Below are 19,011 nucleotides of genomic sequence, written 5' to 3' on the forward strand. Positions count from 1 at the left end.
AAATTCTTCGCAGAACCAATATTTTTGCACCCCTAAAAGGACATAGATGTATTCAATCACTTTTTCTTTCGAGCAAAAAGGTATTCCTTCCGTAACGCTGGATAATGTTGCACCTGATCAGAGCCTGCTTGAAATTGCACTTGATAATAATATTGAATTACATCATAACTGCGGCGGGGTATGCGCCTGTAGTACCTGTCATTTATACATAAATAAAGGAGAGGACCTGGTTGAAGAACTCTCCGAGAAAGAAGAGGATTTCATTGACCGGGCCGTTAATCCACGATTAAATTCAAGGCTGGGTTGCCAATGCATACTTTTACCGGGAAAATCAGGTACTCTTTCAGTGACCCTTCCTGATCAAACCCAATTTCTCGGAGAATAATACTACACAACAAATCGTAAAGAGCTATGTCACACTTTGAACCTCCCATACATTGGAATGATTATGAAGATATCGCGCTTAAATTGTATGAGCGTTTTGGTGATGAATTCAATGAAGGCAAGATCTACCGGATCCGTTTTACTGATTTGCTTGAATGGGTACTTCAAATACCTAACTTCACCGGCAAACGGGAAGAATCCAATGAGGGTCACCTTGAAATGATTCAAAGTAGCTGGGTTTACGAATGGAGAGATAACCAGAAATCTTAGTATGCTCAATAAGTTCAAACAAATAACCACTTTTGCCTTCGATGTTGATGGAGTGTTGACTGATGGCTCTATTATTTTGTTTGATGATGGTCAGCAGGTACGCAAGATGAATATAAAAGATGGATATGCGCTCCAACTGGCCATAAAAAAAGGGTATAGAGTGGTTGTGATCTCGGGGGGAACTTCTGATGCCGTTCGCCAGCGACTGAATAAATTAGGTATTCATGATGTTTTCCTCAAAGTTGATAACAAAGTTGAGGTTCTGGAGCAATACCGCAGCGAACATAATCTTCACTGGCAGGAAATTTTGTTCATGGGAGATGATATCCCTGATTATAGTGTAATGGAGATGGTTGGAATGCCATGTTCTCCCTCAGACGCGGTTCCCGAAATTAAACATATATCAACCTATATCAGTCCCGCGCGGGGAGGAGAGGGCTGTGTTCGTGATGTTATTGAAAAGGTAATGAAGCTTCGAGGCCATTGGAGTATAGACAGCAGTGTTTCCAGCAAATAGATATAGGATTCAGCAAAGCGGTTCTTTATTTATATTTTAGCGGCTCAAACTACTGGCTTGAAACTTATCGCTGCTTTTTTCCGGTTAATCAGGTGGCCTAATTTATTCTTCATCATTATTACCCAGGTGTTGTTCTACTCCTGTATTTTGATACCGGCAGCCAGTAATGATAATAGCCTGTTTCAATCCGATCTTCCCCTAAAGTTAAATTACTATTATTTTACCTTACTGGTAATATCTTCCGTATTGATAGCTGCAGCAGGATATATAATCAATGATTATTTCGACCTCAATATAGATCAGGTGAATAAGCCGGGTAATATTGTTATACAACGGATCATCAGCCGTAGATGGGCAATTCTCTGGCACCTGTTATTGTCTGCAGCTGGAATTGCCATAGCATTCTGGCTTTCCTGGAAATTAAAGAACCCTGTGATCGGTTTCGCTAATACCGGTTGTGTGTTGTTATTGTGGTTATATTCTACATCTTTTAAGAAACAGTTACTGATTGGAAATATCCTCATCTCACTTCTAACGGCCTGGGTTATACTGGTTATATATTTTGCGGAGCTAAGCGTGAGCCGGTTTGATGAAGCGAATTATCGCAACATTATTCGTTCCGTATTTAAATTCACGGTGATCTATAGCAGTTTTGCTTTCATTATCTCCCTGATCAGAGAGGTGATAAAAGATGTGGAGGACCGGGATGGAGATGCAAAATATGGATGCAGGACCATGCCCATAGTTTGGGGTATTCCGGCAACTAAAATGTTTGCCTCAATCTGGTTATTTGTGCTTTGCGGCGCTCTCGTCATCATGCAACTTTATGGATTGCTGCAGGGATGGTGGATAGGGGCACTGTATTGCACCTTTGCAGTAGTGATTCCTCTTGGCCAAACCTTTATTGATCTTAGAAAAGCTTCTGTTACGGCCGATTATCATCGCCTGAGCCAGAAAATAAAATGGATAATGTTTGCCGGTATATTATCAATGATCTTCTTTAAATGGTACCTCTGATGGAAAGAATTATACTCGCTTCTCAGTCACCTCGAAGAAAGCAACTTCTTGAATGGGCTGAGATAGAATTTGACATTATTGTTCGGCCAACAGAAGAAACATTTCCGGAAGGCCTGTCCACAGCCGAGATACCAATATATATTGCCCGCAAAAAAGCCATGTTGGTAGAGGAAGAACTAAGCCATGACCACCTCATTCTGGCTGCAGATACCGTGGTGGTACTGCATGGTGAAATAATTGGCAAACCCACCGACAGAAATAATGCTATACAGATACTTCAACGATTGTCGGGCCAGGAGCACCAGGTAATTACTGGGGTGGTTATGCGTAAAGGAAGGAAGGAAGTTTCTTTCTCGGATACAACAACTGTTTTATTCCATCCTTTAACATTTGAGCAGGTCACTTTCTATGTTGACAAATACATGCCTTATGATAAAGCCGGCGCATATGCCATCCAGGAATGGATTGGTGTAACCGGAATAAAAAGCATCAACGGTGATTTTTATAATGTTATGGGCCTTCCAGTCAGCAGGGTTGTTCATATACTACAAAACTGGCAATAGGGTGATTTAACGGTTGACAGGGCTGCTTGTGCTTTCTATATTGTAATACATGAAAGAAAATTTATTGCAATATATCTGGAAGGAGAAATATTACCGGTATACAGAGCTTGTTACAGAAAGCGGGGAGGAACTTGTGGTTCTTGATACAGGTCAGTGGAACAAACACCAGGGTCCTGATTTCCTTGACGCGAGAATTCGTTTGAATGGTACACTATGGGCAGGAAATATAGAGATACATATAAAAAGCTCACAATGGTACCAGCATAATCATGCAGATGACCCACATTACCGGAACGTGATACTGCATGTTGTATGGGAAGATGATGATAGTTTACTTTCATCACATATGCCTACGCTCGTATTGCAGCATCGGGTTTCATCTATAATGCTGGATAAGTATAATAAATTGATGGAACAACCGCATAGCATACCCTGTCAGGATTTGCTGCATCTGGTGAACACAGAAACATGGGATGAATGGAAGCAGGTTTTGCTGCAGGAAAGGCTGAGACGAAAAGCATCCTTATTATTGAGCAGTCTCCACGACACAAAAAATAGTTGGGAAGAAGCTACATGGTGGTGGATAGCCAGGCATTTTGGCGGCCCTGTGAATGCTGCCTTCTTTGAACAGGTAGCCCGTAGCATTAGTACCAGGATACTTGCACGACATCGCAATAATGTGATCCAGCTTGAAGCTCTCTTACTTGGACAAGCCAACCTGCTGCAGGAATCCAATGTTGATCCATACGTGCAGTTATTGCAGAGAGAATACTTCTTCCTCAGGAATAAATACCAGTTAAAAAATGTACATGGTCATGCCCAGTTATTAAGGATGCGGCCCGCCGGCTTTCCGGCTATACGACTTGCACAGCTTGCCATGCTTGTAAAACAATCAGGAAGATTACATTTCAATATTCTGGAGGCCAGCTCCCTAACAGAACTAGAAAAATTACTAGAGATTACTGCCAATGATTTCTGGCACTATCATTATACACTTGAGGAGCCTACTCCTTTTCAGCCCAAACATCTGGGAAAGGATATGCAGCAGCACCTGATCATAAATGCCATTGCGCCGTTGGTTTTTGCATTTGGAACTAAACAGCAACAACCACATTTCCAGCAACGATCCGTCAAATGGATGGAAACAATGGATCCGGAACATAATAGTATATTGAGGAGTTGGAAAAATGCAGGTGTTTCTTCCCTCAACGCAGCCGATAGCCAGAGCCTGACTGAATTAAGAAAATGTTATTGTAGTGCACAACGATGCCTCGATTGCAAAATCGGTCAAACAATAATCAAATAATAGCACTTCGCATTAAACCCTATAACCTATTGCTTATTGCCTATTGCCATACATACTGCACATTCATCTCCAGTTCAGGAGACAAACTTCTCGCAACCGGGCATGTATTTCCCACCCTTTCCAATATGGTCTTGTCTTTTTCACTAAGGTTTAACGTTTTAGGAAAACGGATCATGACATCCACTTTGCCCACACGCCTGGGATCGCTAAGCATATATTTTTGTATGTCGATAGTTGTGCCCGCCAGGTCAATTTCCATATCCTGGGCCTTGATACCCATGGTGGTTACAACACAGGTGCCAAGAGCCAGGCAAAGCATATCAGTTGGAGAAAACCTTTCACCTTTCCCACGGTTATCTGTAGGTGCATCTGTTTCGATTACTGATCCACTCTGGGTATGAATTGCTCTGCAACGGAGATTGCCTTCGTAAACAACGGATGCTGTCATGCTGTTATTTTTGCATAAATTTACGCCAGCTGCTATCTAAAATCATTACCGTGAAAAAAATACTGTTATTGTCGCTCGGAATTATTCTTACAACACTTGCCTGGTCGCAAACGCAGCCGGCAGCAGGTAAGAAAGATAAAAAGGCTGAGAAGAAAGATCGTATAAATGCACTCCTTAAAATGGAAGAAGAGGGTGAGATGATATTCAATAAGCATAATATTTTCGGAATCAAACTTAATACCGATGGATGGGGTATCTCCTTTGAGAAAGGAAAATTCCAGACTCCACGCAAAACGAGGTTATTGCAATTTGAATTCAATGAAAAAAAGCACCCAAAGGAAGATAAAGATGCAGGCAGTATCGATCTGTTCACCGGTAATGTAAACCAGTTCATCTTCGGTAAAACGAATAACTTTTACCAGCTGAAGGGAGGATATGGACAACAATATCTTATTGGGGGAAAATCCAATAAGAATGGCGTGGCAGTAACGGCACTCTGGGCTGGTGGTGTTTCGCTTGGATTTGAAAAACCCTATTATGTAGATGTTGAAGACCTGGTAACACAGGAGCGCACACGTGTAAAATTTGAAGATGTGGAAGACCTTTTTCAATACCAATACCTTGGTGCATCGGGTTTCACTGTGGGATGGGATGAGGTAGAGTTAAATCCGGGTGCACACCTCAAAACCGCACTGCGATTTGATTATGGCCGGTTTAATGAAGCTGTTGCTGCCATCGAAGCCGGTTTGAATATAGAGTTTTATTCCAGGGAAGTTGTACAGATGATACAGAATGACCCCAAAAGGATGTTTTTCAATGCATATGTAACAGTGCTGTTTGGTAAGCGGAAGTAATGTAATTTTGTAGATTATGCAGGAATTACCAGTAGTATCAGCAATCAGAGAGTCAGAATCCAAGATACAGAAACCCAATTGGTTACGTGTTAAACTGCCTATCGGCGAAAGTTATAAGCATGTTCGGGGTTTGGTTGACACACATAAGCTACACACCATCTGTGAAAGTGGAAACTGCCCAAATATGGGTGAATGCTGGGGGGAAGGAACCGCCACATTCATGATTCTTGGAAATACATGCACCCGAAGCTGTGGTTTCTGTGCCGTTGCCACCGGCAGGCCTGACCCGGTAGATTGGGATGAACCCCAACGTGTTGCCGAAGCTATCTATCTAATGAAAGTGAAACATGCTGTCCTAACTTCTGTTGACAGGGATGAATTAAAAGATGGTGGCTCTACCATCTGGTACAACACTATAAAAGCCGTTAAACAATTAAATCCTGATACTACCCTTGAAACATTAATCCCGGATTTCAGGGGATTTAAAGATCAGATCCAACGGGTTATTGATGCTGCCCCGGAAGTTGTTTCTCACAATATCGAAACAGTGGAAACGCTTACCAGAAGAGTTAGGATCCAGGCAAAATACTGGCGCAGCATGGATGTACTGAGAACTCTTAAAGAAGGTGGAATGAGGGTCAAGAGTGGTATTATGCTGGGGCTGGGGGAGAAGAAAGAAGAAGTTATTCAAACATTGCATGATCTTTATGATAACGGTGTAGATGTAGTTACTATTGGTCAATATTTACAGCCAACAAAAAGGCATCTTCCGGTAGACCGCTTTGTTCATCCCGATGAATTTGCAGAGTATCGTGAAATTGGTTATGAGATCGGACTTGATTATGTTGAGAGCGGTCCGCTGGTAAGATCTTCCTACCACAGTGAGCGTCATGTTATTCCTGGCTTTGGCAGGGAAAAATGGAAGCAGGAAAAGGAAGGCAATAGGCAATAAAGAATAGAAAGAATTAAAAAAGCTACCGAAATACGGTAGCTTATATTTTTATAATCATTGCTAATTAAACGCTTCATCTATTGACTATTGCCTATTCCCTATTCCCTTACTCCCCTCACAAAGAAGCATGGCTCTGCTTCATTTCCCAAACGAGAGCACTGGCACCGAGAATGGCAGCATCAGCTTCATGAAGATCGCTCTTGATTACTTTTACCTTATTCTTGAAAATCGGCAGCAGGTTTCTTTCCATATGTTCAATGGTAGGATCAAAGATCAGCTTCCCAGCTTTGATAAGTCCGCCAAATAATATGATTGCCTCAGGTGATGAGAACATAACAAAATTTGCAAGGGATTCACCCAAAATCTGGCCGGTGAATCGATATACTTCCTGTGAAATTTCATCTCCCTGCATGGCACAATCGAAAATCTGCTTACTGGTAAGATCTTCCAATGCATACTTCCTTAGCAAACTTGGCGTATCAGGTTTGGAGGCCAGCATTTCTTTTGCCGTCAATACAACCCCGGTTGCAGACGCGTAGGCTTCCAATGAGCCATAAAGCTCCGTGGACCAGTGTTTCCGTCCACCCGGACGAATAATAGTATGTCCCAGTTCACCAGCAAAACCATCATGACCATAGATCAGTTGTCCATTGGCAACGATTCCACTTCCTACTCCTGTACCAAGTGTGATGGTAATAAAATCACGCATCCCCTTAGCAGCACCATACTGCATCTCTCCAACTGCGGCAGCATTGGCATCATTTGTTAGTGCTGTTGGCAGATTCATCTTTTCTGAAACCATATCGGCCAGGGGAACCACACCTTCCCAACGAAGGTTTGGCGCATACTCAATTGTTCCCGTGTAGTAGTTACCGTTAGGTGCCCCAATTCCTATTCCTTTAATAACTTCAGGACCACCCACCTTATCTGTCATCAGTGTTAGACGAACACATAAGGCATCCACAAAGTCTTGAGGTGTTTCATATTCTGGTGTACTCAACTGCTCATATTGTAATACTTCACCCCGGCGGTTAACTATGCCGCACTTGGTATTTGTACCACCAATATCTACGCCTATCGCATATTCAAGAGGAATCTTGCTCATGATTATAAAATGAAAATTATTTTAATGTCCGCCACCTACCTGGCTATCGAAATCTAATCCCTGTGTTTTCAATACACTTCTCTGCTTGATGGCAAGATAAGCCAGGAAAGCGAAACAGGCTGCTGCTACGAGGTATGAGTACTGCATGCCAATGGCATCCATATCCCCAACAGCACCTTGTAAAGGAGGAATAACAGCACCTCCTAAGATCATCATGATAAGGAATGCAGAACCCTGGCTGGTATATTTCCCTAAGCCGGCTACGCTTAACGCAAAAATGCTTGGCCACATTACAGAACAACAAAGTCCGCCTGCCATAAAAGCATATACAGAAACAATACCCTTGGTGAAAACTCCTATGAGCATGGCAACTGTACCAAGAGTAGCAACGGTAAGCAGCGTCTTCACAGGTTTTTCCTGGCCATAGAAGAATGCAATGATCATCAATATCACCACAAATGAATAAGCGTAGAGATCAGAAACATCATTACCCTTAAGATAGTTGGCAAAAAGAACCACTGCAAATGCAATGAAAGGAACCACAATGGTGGCAATTCGTTTACCCATCGTTGATAGGTTGAAAACGCCAATTGCACCAGTCCACCTTCCGATCATAAGACTTCCCCAGTATAGGGAGATATAATGGGATATCTCACTTTCATCAAGTCCGGCCTCAGTCAGATATCCTGGTGTTTTGAGTAAGGCACCGAAATTATTATCGATTGTAACTTCAACACCTACATAAACAAAAATCCCAAGCATACCATATATAAGCTGTTGGTAACGCATGGCACCCCATCCTTCACTATTTCGGGTTGCCGAAGCATTTGACCAGAATAATATGGTCACTACTGAAACAAGAACTAACAGCAGGAGAGGGAGTTTGGCGATATCTGTGAATTGTCCAATAAGTATAATTGCTAAAATCACACCGGTCATTAATAAGAGGCTGCCGGCAGCTTTATTGGCTTTTTCAAATCTTTCATCATTCTTTCCCTCAGGAAGTTTTGAGAAGGCAAAAAACAGAGCCACAGCAGCGAATACCCCGGCAACGATGAGATAAAGGGTATTGATATTCGTTATGGTAACTTCAGCCACTTCTGCGCCTACGCTGCCAAAGAGGAAGAAACTCACAATGATGGGACCAAGCGTTGTTCCCAGGGAATTTACGCCACCCGCAAGATTTAAACGGTGTGAGCCTGTTGCAGGATCACCAAGCGCAATGGCAAATGGCTGTGCTGATGTCTGCTGTAGTGAGAAACCTAACGCCACTACGAAAAGTGATCCCAGCAGGGCGGGGAAAGAGTTCGCATTGGCAGAGGGGATGATCAATAATGCACCTGCAACAGAGATCCAGAGTCCATAGATGATACCTTTCTTATAACCGATCTTATTCAGGATATCATACCCGAATACATTGGAAACAATAAATAATAACAATGATCCGATGAAATAAGCACCATAAAATGCAGAACCTATAAGCTGGCTCTGAAATTGGTTAAGGCTGAAATGTGTCTTACAAAAAGGGATCAGAATACTATTGGAGGCGGCTATAAAGCCCCAGAAGAAAAATACAATAACAAGTGTGGCAAGAGCTCCGGTGTTGGTTGGTTGTTTAGTTTGCGACATAAGCAATCAGAGTTTTTAGTCGCCGAATGGTAGTCATTCGGCCGTTCGCTTGAAGAGTGAAAATAGGAAGAATTTTATTTGATTTAAATTTTTTAGTGCGTAAGGCCCCGCTACGTATTTTCTTATTATATTCATCTGCAATTATTTCTATGGAAATTTTACATGTTTCTGCTGAATGTTATCCCGTTGCCAAAGCTGGGGGACTGGGGGATGTTGTAGGTGCACTACCTAAATATCTGAATGCTGCCGGCCATATCGCCAAAGTGGTGATGCCCATGTACAGAACTAAATTTCTGTATGAGAATAAATGGGAAGTTGTACATAAAGGCAGTTCCTACCTCGGTAATACCTGGTTCGATTACACCGTTATTAAAGAAGCTACCAATAAACTCGGCTTTGACCTATACCTGGTTGACATAAACGGACTGCTCGACAGAGAAAAGATCTATTCTTACGATGATGACACCGAAAGGTTCACTTCATTCCAGATTGCGGTAGTCGACTGGGTTAGCCATTGGGTAGATAAACCCGATCTTATCCACGTACACGATCATCATACCGCCCTTATTCCATTTATGCTGAAGCACTGCTACCAGTACCAGCATATGGAAAATATACCTACGGTTCTAACCATTCATAATGCCCAGTACCAGGGATGGATGGGCTGGGATAAAGCAGATTATATACCGCATTGGGATGGGTGGAGATGGGGCGTGCTGGACTGGAACAGGATGATCAACCCGCTGGCGGCAGGCATTCGCAGTGCCTGGAAAGTGACAACGGTAAGCTGGAGTTACCTTCACGAGATGCGCCAGGAAAGCAATGGACTGGAAGCGCTATTTGAATATGAAAGGGGTAAATGCGTGGGTATACTAAACGGCATAGATGTGGATGTGTGGAACCCGGAAACTGATTCCTACCTCGATGACCATTATTCCATTGAGACACTGGCAAAAGGGAAACGTGCCAATAAAGAAAAACTCTGCCAGGAGTTTAACCTCAATCCCGATAAACCATTATTTGTATTCATAGGCCGCCTGGTTGGAGAAAAGGCTGCCGACGTATTGCCGGGAGCCATTGGTGATTCGCTACATTATATGGACCAAAGAATGAATTTCCTGATCCTGGGAAGCGGCGAACCTGAAGTTGAAGCCCAGCTGAGTGATATGCGCGGATATTGGATGGGATATTACAATTCTAAAATCGGCTATAACGAGAAACTAAGTCACCAGATGTATGCAGGAGCTGATTTTCTCCTTATGCCCAGCAGGGTTGAACCCTGTGGACTTAACCAGCTTTATGCCATGCGATATGGTACTGTACCTGTAGTACGTAGAACCGGCGGATTGCGTGATACGGTAATAGATTATGGAGAGCCGGATGGTTATGGTGTATCTTTCAACCATGCCACTGTGGGTGATATCACTAATGCCGTGTATCGTTCTTTGGTTCTATATGAAGACCAGATGCGTTTTGATAATATCCGCCGACAACTTATGGAGAAAGATTTCAGTTGGGATATAAGTGCACAGCAATACATTGATCTTTATAAATCTTTATTAACTTAATAACCATTCATAAAAGCCACGATATGTCAATAAGCAAAGAGATGCTTGCAGTGATCCTTGGAGGAGGTGCCGGTTCCAGACTTTATCCCCTTACAGCAAGCAGAAGCAAACCCGCTGTACCAATTGCCGGTAAATACCGACTGGTTGATATTCCCATTTCAAATTGTATGAACTCCAGCATCAACAGGATGTTCGTACTTACACAGTTCAACTCTGCTTCACTTAACCGGCATATCAAGAACACCTACCATTTCAGCAATTTCAGTTCCGCATTTGTTGACATCCTTGCTGCAGAACAAACCCCGGATAATCCAACCTGGTTCCAGGGAACAGCCGATGCGGTAAGGCAGAGTCTTCGACATATCAACCCTTTCGAAAGTGAATATGTACTGATACTTTCCGGTGACCAGCTTTACCAGATGGACTTTAGTGAAATGCTTGACAACCATAAAAAACATGGAGCCGATATTTCTATTGCAACTATCCCTGTTGGTGATCGCGAGGCCCCGGAATTTGGAATCCTTAAAAGCGATGGTATATACATTACATCTTTTATTGAGAAGCCAAAGAAGGAAGTACTTCCCGACTGGGTTAGTGATACCGGTGACCACATGAAAACCCAGGGCCGCAACTATCTTGCTTCCATGGGTATTTATATCTTCAACAGGAAACTTCTCTTTGATCTCCTCGAGAATGAAAAGAAAGACGCCACTGACTTTGGTAAGGAGATCATCCCTGAATCTATTGACAAGTACAAAGTATGCAGTTACCAGTATGAAGGTTACTGGACTGATATCGGGAACATCTATTCCTTTTTTGAGGCCAACCTCGGACTCACCCAGGATATTCCGGAATTCAACCTCTTCGATAACAAAAACGCCATCTATACTCGTGCGCGGATGCTGCCTCCGGCTAAGATTAGCGGTTCAACACTTGAGAAAACAGTAATTGCTGAAGGTTCAATAATTAATGCATCCCGTGTAGAGAACACCGTTGTTGGAATCCGGACCAGGATTGGCCATGGAACAACTGTTGTGAGTTCATACCTCATGGGTAATGACTATTTTGAGACCATCCCTGAAATGAACCAGGCTAAAGAAGCCGGAATTCCCATATTAGGAATTGGTGACCGATGCTATATTAAAAATGCTATCGTTGACAAGAACGTACGCATCGGCAATGATGTACGCATTAACGGTGGGCCTCACCTCGAAAACAGTGACCACCCACTTTATACTGTAAAAGATGGTATCGTTGTTGTGAAGAAAGGTGCGGTAATTCCGAATGGATTTGTTATATAAAGGCAACTGGCAATAGTGAACAGGCAATTGGCAAAAGATAATAAAAAGCTATCGGTACTAACCGGTAGCTTTTCTTTTAAATCTTACCTCTTAAATCTTACCTCTTACCTCTTACCTGTCATAGTTTCCCCTTATCTTAGCTTCTGTGTATTTCCTACACATTAAATAACGATTGCTATGGCTGTTTCAGCAAACATGGGTGGTCAGCAAAATGCCGGCCTCATGCCCAAACCCAGACTAACTGTTGCTCAGATATTCACCATGAGCTTTGGCTTTATGGGAATACAATTCGGCTTTGCATTACAGAATGGTAATACAAGCCGTATTCTACGATCCTTCGGCGCCGATATAGAACACCTGCCTTTGTTCTGGCTGGTGGCACCTGTGATCGGGATGATCGTGCAACCTATCATCGGTCATTATAGTGATAGAACCTGGAACAGGCTGGGGAGGAGAAAACCCTATTTCCTTACTGGGGCAATTCTATCTTCAATCGCTCTGATTTTCCTACCCAATTCAGGTGCTCTGGCCGGTATCCTGCCAGCCCTATGGATAGGCGCGGGGATGGTGATGGTAATGGATGCATCCTTTAATATTGCCATGGAACCTTTTCGGGCACTTGTTGCAGATAACCTCTCTGACAACCAGAGAACCATGGGCTTTAGTATCCAGACCTTCCTCATAGGATTAGGTGCAGTTGCAGGTTCTATATTGCCTGAATTACTTGCTCAAACCGGTTTCAGCATGGAGGCTGGCGCTGACGGGGTGGCAGATAATATTAAGTATTCATTCTACATAGGAGCAGCCGTCTTCATAGCTGCAATTCTTGTCACTGTGTTCTACTCAAAGGAATATCCACCTAAAGAGTATGAACAATACCATGGTAAACAGGAATCGCATACTACCGCAGGCTTATCTGAAATCTTTAAGGATTTCAAAAAGATGCCACGTACCATGAAACAACTCGGATTGGTCCAGTTTTTCAGTTGGTTCGCATTATTCAGTATGTGGGTATTTACAACAGATGCCGTTGCCACCCATGTATATGGATTGAGCGGCGACTACTCCACATCGGTAGAGTATAATGAAGCTGGAAATAAAGTTAGCTCAGCGTTTGGTGTTTACAATTTCGTGGCCATGATTTATGCACTTTTCCTGCCGGTGATTGCGCGCAATTTCGGCCGTAAACTTACCCATGCATTTTCATTGGTGGCAGGTGGTATCGGCTTGATATCTATCTATTTTATCAAAGATCCCACAATGCTGAAATTTTCGATGGTAGGAGTTGGCCTTGCCTGGGCCAGTATCCTGGCAATGCCTTACGTCATACTTTCAAGTTCTATCCCTCCCGGTAAACTGGGAATTTACATGGGGATATTTAATTTTTTTATCACCATGCCTCAGATTGTAAACGGTCTCTTTGGTGGATGGATCGTTAAAAATATATACGAAGGTCAAACCATTTATGCCATTGTACTTGCCGGCTTCCTTATGCTATGTGCTGCGGTAAGCGTGTTGTTTGTTTATGATGAAGGATGGGTTAAAATGAAACAGGAAAAACTGATCAATTTAAATAGAAATTGAAATGAAATATTTCAGAATTACGATAGTGATGCTGCTACTTGCCGCGTCCACTTTCGCACAGGAGGTGAATTTTTATCCATCCAATTGGTGGGTGGGGATGACTAATCCAAAAGTGCAGGTAATGATGCATGGCAAGGATATCGGTAAGGGAGAGATCAATATCCTGGATTATCCGGGTGTAGTGCTTGATTCAGTGCATAAAGCAGAAAATCCTAACTATGTTTTTATCGACCTGCTTGTTAATGCGGCGGCTAAACCAGGTAACCTACAGATCAATTGGAAGCAGGGCAAAACAACAAAGAAATATTCATTCCCATTGGGTGCCAGGAGAGAAGGTAAGGGAAAGAGTTTCGCTAAAGGAGTTAGTTCCGAAGACCTGATCTACCTCCTCATCCCGGATCGCTTTAGTAATGGCGATCCCTCAAATGATAAAATAGCGGGACTTTTAGACCAGACACTCAACCGTGATTCAATTTATCATCGCCATGGTGGCGACCTGAAAGGCATCATCAACAATCTTGATTACCTGCAAGACTTGGGTATTACCGCACTTTGGTTATTACCAGTATGGCAAAACAATATGCCCGATCGAACTGAACATGGTTATGCAATAACTAACCATTACAAGGTTGAACCACGTTTAGGCACAAACGAAGATTATGAAAAACTTGGTGAAGAACTCCATAAGCGGGGAATGAAACTGGTGCAGGATGTTATTTACAATCATACTGGGTTATACCATTTCTTCGTTCAGGATAAGCCTATGAAAGACTGGTTGCATGAATGGCCCGCCTACACACAAACCAATTACAAAGACCAGGCATTGTTTGATCCATATGCCAGTGAGGCAGACAAGAAGAAACTGGTGGATGGATGGTTCACACCCATGATGCCCGACCTTAACCAGCAAAATCCCTTTGTGGCAAATTTCCTCATACAGCATGCCATCTGGAGCGTTGAACAATTTGGCGTTGATGGCTGGAGGATCGACACCTATATTTACAATGATCTCGATTTCATGAATCGTTGTAACAAAGCACTGCTCGATGAATATCCCAATATTTCCATCTTCGGTGAAACCTGGGTGCATGGTGTTCCAAACCAGAGTTTTTTTACTGCCAATACAATGGGTAATATTCCATTCAAAAGCAACCTTCCCGCAACAACTGATTTCCAGACATTATTTTATGGTATTCAGGAAGCATTGACCAAACCTTTCGGCTGGACCGATGGGGTGAATAAACTTTATACAACTACAGCACAGGATTATCTTTACCTCGATCCAATGAAGCAGGTTATTTTTTTAGATAATCACGACCTTCCCCGTTTTTATTCCGTAATAGGTGAAGACACTGCAAAGTATAAAGTTGCATTGTCGTGGTTGCTTACATTCCGCGGTGTTCCCCAACTCTATTATGGGAATGAGAATTTGATGACAGGTTTTACCAATCCCGATGGATGGGTTCGTCTCGATTTCAAAGGTGGATGGCCTGGCGATAAAGAAAACAAATTCATATCAACAGGTCGAAGTCCTAAAGAGAATGATATATTCAACCACCTCCGCACCCTTGCCAATTTCCGCAAAACATCAAGTGCCATTAAAACGGGGAAATTAATGCAATATATTCCGGAGGATGGAGTATACGTTTACTTCCGGTATGATGGCAACCAAACGGTTATGTGTGTAATGAATACCAATACTACCGAAAAAACCATTGACACCAATCGCTTTAGCGAACGCACCAACGGTTTCAAAAAAGGTATTGATATACCTACCGGCAAAGCCTATGAACTTGGAGGATCATTGAACCTTCGTCCGATGAGTATGCTGGTCTTAAATTTAGGCGTCTGACGCCTGTCCTGACATGCGTCAGACGGGTATTATCAGAGGAGTGACCACCAGATGAATTTCTCACCACGCTTCCCCCAGTCTTTGAAGGATGTTTTAAGCAGTGGGGCCAACGCGGGAGGAGCCAGCTTTTTACCCTTTTCGTTAATGGTGAAAGCAGCAGCGGGCGGTTCAGTCAGCTCTACCTTTGTAGCAAACCAGGTAGTGTACAGTCGCGGTACCGCGAGGCCTAAGATCATTCCTGGCAGTCCCCCGAATGATTCAGGTCCTCCACTTACCGGAATTTCTTCCGTATAAAATGCTACTACATAAACTGAATCACTAATAATACCCACGGCTTTCCGACATTCAAAACCGGCAATGGTCCTAAGCTCATTACTGAGTTTCCATTCTAGTTTATTGGTGCTGTCACTTATTATGAATGTTTCTTCAAATACTTTTCTTCTGCTGGTATATTTCAGTCCGGCGAAATCGGTGAGCACAATATTATCTTTTGCCGGTCCCACCATCCACGGTTCTACCTTAACATCGGTTTCCCTGCCTGGTCTGTAAATGGATTTATCTTTATTGAAACTGAGATCAAAATAGTTATCCATGAACCTTGGCTGACGCTTGATGAAATCCTGCCACCAGTCACTGCCTTCATCATCGGTTTCAAATTGACGATGAACATTGATCTTTCGCTCATATTCAATTTTACCGCTGTAAAGAAACAGTTGCTGGCCCTGCGCCTGCACCCCGAAAACAACAAGAACAAGTATGGAGATTATATTTTTCATGATATTACACACTGGTTACTAAATAAATTTTTCTTCGCTATTTTCCACCCGGACTGCGATTGAAATTCCATATAAAACTCATCAGCCAGTATCTCCGCAGACTGAGATAAGTATTCTCGGAAATAAAATTACTGCTGGCATTTCGCTGGAAGCCGATATTCTGGTTCAGGATATCATTCATGCTGAACCTAAGCTCGCCATTCTTATTCTTCCAGAATTTCTTTGCCACATATGCATTCCATAACCACACATTCCTGTCTTCACCAAATACATCTGTTTTCTGACGATAATTATAACTAAGCTCATTGGAAATTTCGAATTCATGCGGCAGGTATATCATTCCATTAAGCTCAGTGCTGGCGGTCCAGAATCTTGTTATCACATCAGGCCTAACGGATGATTTGCTTTGGGTTAGCTGAGGGCCAAATTCCAGGTTAATATTATACTTTTTCTCTTTTGATTTGCCCACACCCAATCTCAATCCCATGTTGGAGTAATTATTGGTATTCTTTACGCCATTAACCAGGTTATTATTTTTTCCGCCATTGTAAAAAAGATATGAATTCACATTCATACTGATCTTCTTGAACTGCATCCATAACCCTGCACTTGAGTAATAATTGTAATTGCCGTCCATATTTATAAACATGGAAGTACGCTTCCCCTCATTGTCAAGATTAGTGCTGGAACTGATGGCATTATCAACCAGGTTGATACCAGAATTTATATACATGTAGCGACCCGACAAAACCTTATACTCATTGAAATTAAAATTGATATTATGCCTGAATTCCTGCTTCAGGTCGGGATTTCCAACCTGGATATTTAAAGGGTCTGTGTTCTCCCTTACAGGCTGTAACTGTTGGAGATTGGGCTGACGTGTGTTTCCATTATAATTGAGGGACAGGCTGCGTTGTGCTCCCATCTTAAAACGGATATTTGCCCGCGGAAAGAAGTTGGTAAAGTTATACTTATAAGCTGTGTCTGTCACCAGATCCGTTTGCCTGAAGTCTGCAAAGGAAATACCCGAACCAAAACTAGCTACCAGTTTTGTTCCATTATGCCTGAAATTCAAACCTGCACTATGGGTATTGAAATCAAATGCATAATTGCTACTGAACAGGCTATCCAATTCAGCATATTTGCCGGCATTATCCTTATTGAATGAACTTCGCAATGATTTACTATTATTCACCCGGTAGCCATAATCAGCAACAATGAACCACTTTTTCGATATCGGCTCAGTATAGGTGAATTTTCCACCAATCGCATTGCTTTGCTGGTAGTTTTCCTTAAACTGGTCGGTAGTATCAGTCCGGTATTTTATACCCCCATTGTTGAAAAACTCATTTATAGCAAGTAATTGTCCTTCCGTTTCATTGGCATTATAAGACTGATCGAAGTTTACCGACAAGGTTCTTCCTTTCTTCGCAAATTGTTTCCGCCAGATAGCCCTGGCGTTTAAAAAATCCTTTTGACCTTTTGAGAAGAGTTGCCTTTGCTGTTCATTTACCAGATCCCGTTCTTCAGAAAGCGATCTTGAAAGATAATCGGACTGGTTAATCGCATTGGTTCGGTTAGCCTTAACAGTGATCTTTATATTGCTTAATGAATCCAGCTTAAGGTCATAAAAGCCTCCAGCCTGGTGGCGGATATTCTGGGAAAATGTTTTGCGCCGCTGGTCATTGTAATATAGTGTATCTGGTAATATAAACTGACTGGTAGTGGTTCCCTCATTCAAAACATCCTGCTTGTAAAACTGGTAACTACCATTAAGATTCTTTTTATCATTATCCCATTTATTAGAATAATGAGCTCCTGCATTCCATGCCTTAGGCAGGCCCTCACCATTGTATCTGCCTCCCCAGGTATTAAACTCATCACCCTCATTATAGGAAAAGAAATAGCCTTCCTCTTCATTGAACTCCATATCAGAACCACCCCCAAATTTTTCCTGATCCTCCCAATTCAAACCCGCCTTGCCGGTATTTGACATGGTACCATAGGCAGCCATTTTCCGCTTGCCCTTGAAAAGGTTGATCATCGCTTCATTCTCAAAATAACCCGGAATACCGCCTGCAATTTTCACTCTCCCGAATAAACCTTTTTTACGGTCTTCCTTAAGCGTTAGATTGATCGTTTTGGTTTTCTCCCCGTCATCAATTCCTGTGAATGCAGCCTGGTCACTTTTTTTATCGAAAACCTGCACATTATCAATTGCATCTGCCCGGAGGTTCTGGGTAACTACTGCGGGGTCATCACTAAAGAATTCTTCACCATCCACCAGAACCTTCTGAACCTTCTCTCCCTGGGCTGTTATCTCGCCATTCTTATTCACCTGGAGCCCCGGCAATTTTTTCAGCAACTCTTCTACATTAGCCCCCTCCCTTACTGCAAAACTGTCGGCCTTGAATTCCAGCGTATCACCCCGCATCCTTATCGCACCGATTTTCCGGGAAACGATCACTTCCTCTAAGAGCACTGATTTTTTTATGAGATTGATCCCGCCAAGGTCCAGCACCGGTTCCTTAGGTGCAAGCTGGTCCATGAAATCAGCAAATTTCGGATAGGTAACCAGCATAATAAAAGGTCCTTCGCCAGTGGCAGTTAATGTGAACCTGCCATCTTCCCCGGTTCGGGTATGCTTAAGCAATACCGAATCTTTTGAAAGGATTGCCACAACAGCGTTTGACAAAGGTTTTTTCTCGGAGGTATCAGCAATCTGCCCCTTTACGGTTATTGATTGCGAATAAATGGCACCTGCAAACAGCAGGCTACAGAATAGGAATAGCAGTTTTCTCATAAGCAGGTTAAAGTGCCGCCAAAAATTGGCATTATTATTTGAATACCAATACCTATTATAATTAATAAATAGTTAAAGCCTT

The 19,011-nt window shown here is 42.6% G+C and carries 17 protein-coding genes; 12 read left to right on the plus strand and 5 right to left on the minus strand.

Going from position 1 to position 19,011, the window contains the following annotated elements:
- The first annotated feature begins 46 nt into the window (after positions 1 to 46).
- From HY58_RS06150 to HY58_RS06175, 6 genes are read left to right on the plus strand one after another with little or no spacing between them, the layout of a single operon-like run.
- Positions 47 to 385, plus strand: coding sequence for a 2Fe-2S iron-sulfur cluster-binding protein (locus tag HY58_RS06150; protein WP_039129290.1), 339 nt, complete (start codon positions 47 to 49; stop codon positions 383 to 385).
- Between the two features lie 26 nt (positions 386 to 411).
- The gene (gene iscX, locus HY58_RS06155; RefSeq protein ID WP_039129291.1) at positions 412 to 654 is read left to right on the plus strand and encodes a Fe-S cluster assembly protein IscX; all 243 of its coding nucleotides are present in this window, start codon (positions 412 to 414) and stop codon (positions 652 to 654) included.
- Between the two features lies 1 nt (position 655).
- Positions 656 to 1,171: an HAD family hydrolase gene (locus HY58_RS06160; RefSeq protein ID WP_039129294.1), complete on the plus strand. Its 516-nt coding sequence runs from the start codon at positions 656 to 658 to the stop codon at positions 1,169 to 1,171.
- A gap of 57 nt (positions 1,172 to 1,228) precedes the next feature.
- On the plus strand, positions 1,229 to 2,188 hold the full coding sequence (locus HY58_RS06165; protein WP_039129296.1) for a geranylgeranylglycerol-phosphate geranylgeranyltransferase: 960 nt from the start codon (positions 1,229 to 1,231) through the stop codon (positions 2,186 to 2,188).
- Complete coding sequence (locus HY58_RS06170) at positions 2,188 to 2,751, plus strand: nucleoside triphosphate pyrophosphatase (protein ID WP_052323906.1); 564 nt, start codon at positions 2,188 to 2,190, stop codon at positions 2,749 to 2,751. Before HY58_RS06165 ends, HY58_RS06170 begins: the two co-directional genes overlap by 1 nt.
- A 49-nt stretch (positions 2,752 to 2,800) precedes the next feature.
- Positions 2,801 to 4,057, plus strand: a complete 1,257-nt coding sequence (locus HY58_RS06175; RefSeq protein ID WP_039129302.1) for a DUF2851 family protein — start codon at positions 2,801 to 2,803, stop codon at positions 4,055 to 4,057.
- A gap of 40 nt (positions 4,058 to 4,097) precedes the next feature.
- On the opposite strand, the gene HY58_RS06180 is transcribed toward HY58_RS06175, so the two are convergent.
- Positions 4,098 to 4,505 (minus strand): OsmC family protein, encoded by a 408-nt coding sequence (locus HY58_RS06180; RefSeq protein WP_039129305.1) that lies wholly within the window; start codon positions 4,503 to 4,505, stop codon positions 4,098 to 4,100.
- A gap of 50 nt (positions 4,506 to 4,555) precedes the next feature.
- On the opposite strand from HY58_RS06180, the gene HY58_RS06185 reads away from it, so the two are divergent.
- Together HY58_RS06185 and lipA are read left to right on the plus strand one after the other, a co-directional pair.
- A complete protein-coding gene (locus tag HY58_RS06185; protein ID WP_156123591.1) occupies positions 4,556 to 5,359 on the plus strand; it encodes a hypothetical protein in 804 nt (267 codons plus the stop codon).
- Between the two features lie 16 nt (positions 5,360 to 5,375).
- The gene (gene lipA / locus HY58_RS06190) at positions 5,376 to 6,311 is read left to right on the plus strand and encodes a lipoyl synthase (RefSeq protein WP_039129310.1); all 936 of its coding nucleotides are present in this window, start codon (positions 5,376 to 5,378) and stop codon (positions 6,309 to 6,311) included.
- Between the two features lie 115 nt (positions 6,312 to 6,426).
- Here the strand turns inward: lipA and HY58_RS06195 are convergent, their stop codons facing one another.
- On the minus strand, positions 6,427 to 7,416 hold the full coding sequence (locus HY58_RS06195; RefSeq protein WP_039129313.1) for an ROK family protein: 990 nt from the start codon (positions 7,414 to 7,416) through the stop codon (positions 6,427 to 6,429).
- A gap of 21 nt (positions 7,417 to 7,437) precedes the next feature.
- On the minus strand, positions 7,438 to 9,045 hold the full coding sequence (locus HY58_RS06200; protein WP_039129315.1) for an MFS transporter: 1,608 nt from the start codon (positions 9,043 to 9,045) through the stop codon (positions 7,438 to 7,440).
- Positions 9,046 to 9,194: 149 nt separating this feature from the next.
- Here HY58_RS06200 and HY58_RS06205 point away from each other — a divergent pair, with 149 nt between their 5' ends.
- From HY58_RS06205 to HY58_RS06220, 4 genes are all read left to right on the plus strand, one after another.
- Positions 9,195 to 10,613, plus strand: a complete 1,419-nt coding sequence (locus HY58_RS06205) for a glycogen synthase (RefSeq protein WP_039129317.1) — start codon at positions 9,195 to 9,197, stop codon at positions 10,611 to 10,613.
- Between the two features lie 23 nt (positions 10,614 to 10,636).
- The gene (locus tag HY58_RS06210; protein ID WP_039129320.1) at positions 10,637 to 11,914 is read left to right on the plus strand and encodes a glucose-1-phosphate adenylyltransferase; all 1,278 of its coding nucleotides are present in this window, start codon (positions 10,637 to 10,639) and stop codon (positions 11,912 to 11,914) included.
- Positions 11,915 to 12,091: 177 nt separating this feature from the next.
- Positions 12,092 to 13,498, plus strand: a complete 1,407-nt coding sequence (locus HY58_RS06215) for an MFS transporter (protein ID WP_253271512.1) — start codon at positions 12,092 to 12,094, stop codon at positions 13,496 to 13,498.
- A gap of 1 nt (position 13,499) precedes the next feature.
- A complete protein-coding gene (locus HY58_RS06220) occupies positions 13,500 to 15,350 on the plus strand; it encodes a glycoside hydrolase family 13 protein (RefSeq protein WP_039129323.1) in 1,851 nt (616 codons plus the stop codon).
- A gap of 32 nt (positions 15,351 to 15,382) precedes the next feature.
- On the opposite strand, the gene HY58_RS06225 is transcribed toward HY58_RS06220, so the two are convergent.
- Entirely contained in the window at positions 15,383 to 16,126 is a 744-nt protein-coding gene (locus HY58_RS06225; protein WP_039129326.1) for a GLPGLI family protein, read from the minus strand.
- A gap of 37 nt (positions 16,127 to 16,163) precedes the next feature.
- Positions 16,164 to 18,929, minus strand: coding sequence for an outer membrane beta-barrel family protein (locus HY58_RS06230; RefSeq protein WP_039129328.1), 2,766 nt, complete (start codon positions 18,927 to 18,929; stop codon positions 16,164 to 16,166).
- Positions 18,930 to 19,011: the final 82 nt, after the last annotated feature.

This window comes from Flavihumibacter sp. ZG627 (genome assembly GCF_000814325.1).
In the GTDB taxonomy this organism is placed as follows: Bacteria; Bacteroidota; Bacteroidia; order Chitinophagales; family Chitinophagaceae; genus Flavihumibacter.

Coding starts and splice junctions, on each gene's coding strand:
- HY58_RS06220 (WP_039129323.1), top strand. CDS start 13,500: ATGAAATATTTCAGAATTACGATAGTGATGCTGCTACTTGCCGCGTCC.
- HY58_RS06225 (WP_039129326.1), bottom strand. CDS start 16,126: ATGAAAAATATAATCTCCATACTTGTTCTTGTTGTTTTCGGGGTGCAG.
- iscX (WP_039129291.1), top strand. CDS start 412: ATGTCACACTTTGAACCTCCCATACATTGGAATGATTATGAAGATATC.
- lipA (WP_039129310.1), top strand. CDS start 5,376: ATGCAGGAATTACCAGTAGTATCAGCAATCAGAGAGTCAGAATCCAAG.
- HY58_RS06210 (WP_039129320.1), top strand. CDS start 10,637: ATGTCAATAAGCAAAGAGATGCTTGCAGTGATCCTTGGAGGAGGTGCC.
- HY58_RS06230 (WP_039129328.1), bottom strand. CDS start 18,929: ATGAGAAAACTGCTATTCCTATTCTGTAGCCTGCTGTTTGCAGGTGCC.
- HY58_RS06160 (WP_039129294.1), top strand. CDS start 656: ATGCTCAATAAGTTCAAACAAATAACCACTTTTGCCTTCGATGTTGAT.
- HY58_RS06205 (WP_039129317.1), top strand. CDS start 9,195: ATGGAAATTTTACATGTTTCTGCTGAATGTTATCCCGTTGCCAAAGCT.
- HY58_RS06170 (WP_052323906.1), top strand. CDS start 2,188: ATGGAAAGAATTATACTCGCTTCTCAGTCACCTCGAAGAAAGCAACTT.
- HY58_RS06180 (WP_039129305.1), bottom strand. CDS start 4,505: ATGACAGCATCCGTTGTTTACGAAGGCAATCTCCGTTGCAGAGCAATT.
- HY58_RS06215 (WP_253271512.1), top strand. CDS start 12,092: ATGGCTGTTTCAGCAAACATGGGTGGTCAGCAAAATGCCGGCCTCATG.
- HY58_RS06195 (WP_039129313.1), bottom strand. CDS start 7,416: ATGAGCAAGATTCCTCTTGAATATGCGATAGGCGTAGATATTGGTGGT.
- HY58_RS06150 (WP_039129290.1), top strand. CDS start 47: ATGTATTCAATCACTTTTTCTTTCGAGCAAAAAGGTATTCCTTCCGTA.
- HY58_RS06200 (WP_039129315.1), bottom strand. CDS start 9,045: ATGTCGCAAACTAAACAACCAACCAACACCGGAGCTCTTGCCACACTT.
- HY58_RS06175 (WP_039129302.1), top strand. CDS start 2,801: ATGAAAGAAAATTTATTGCAATATATCTGGAAGGAGAAATATTACCGG.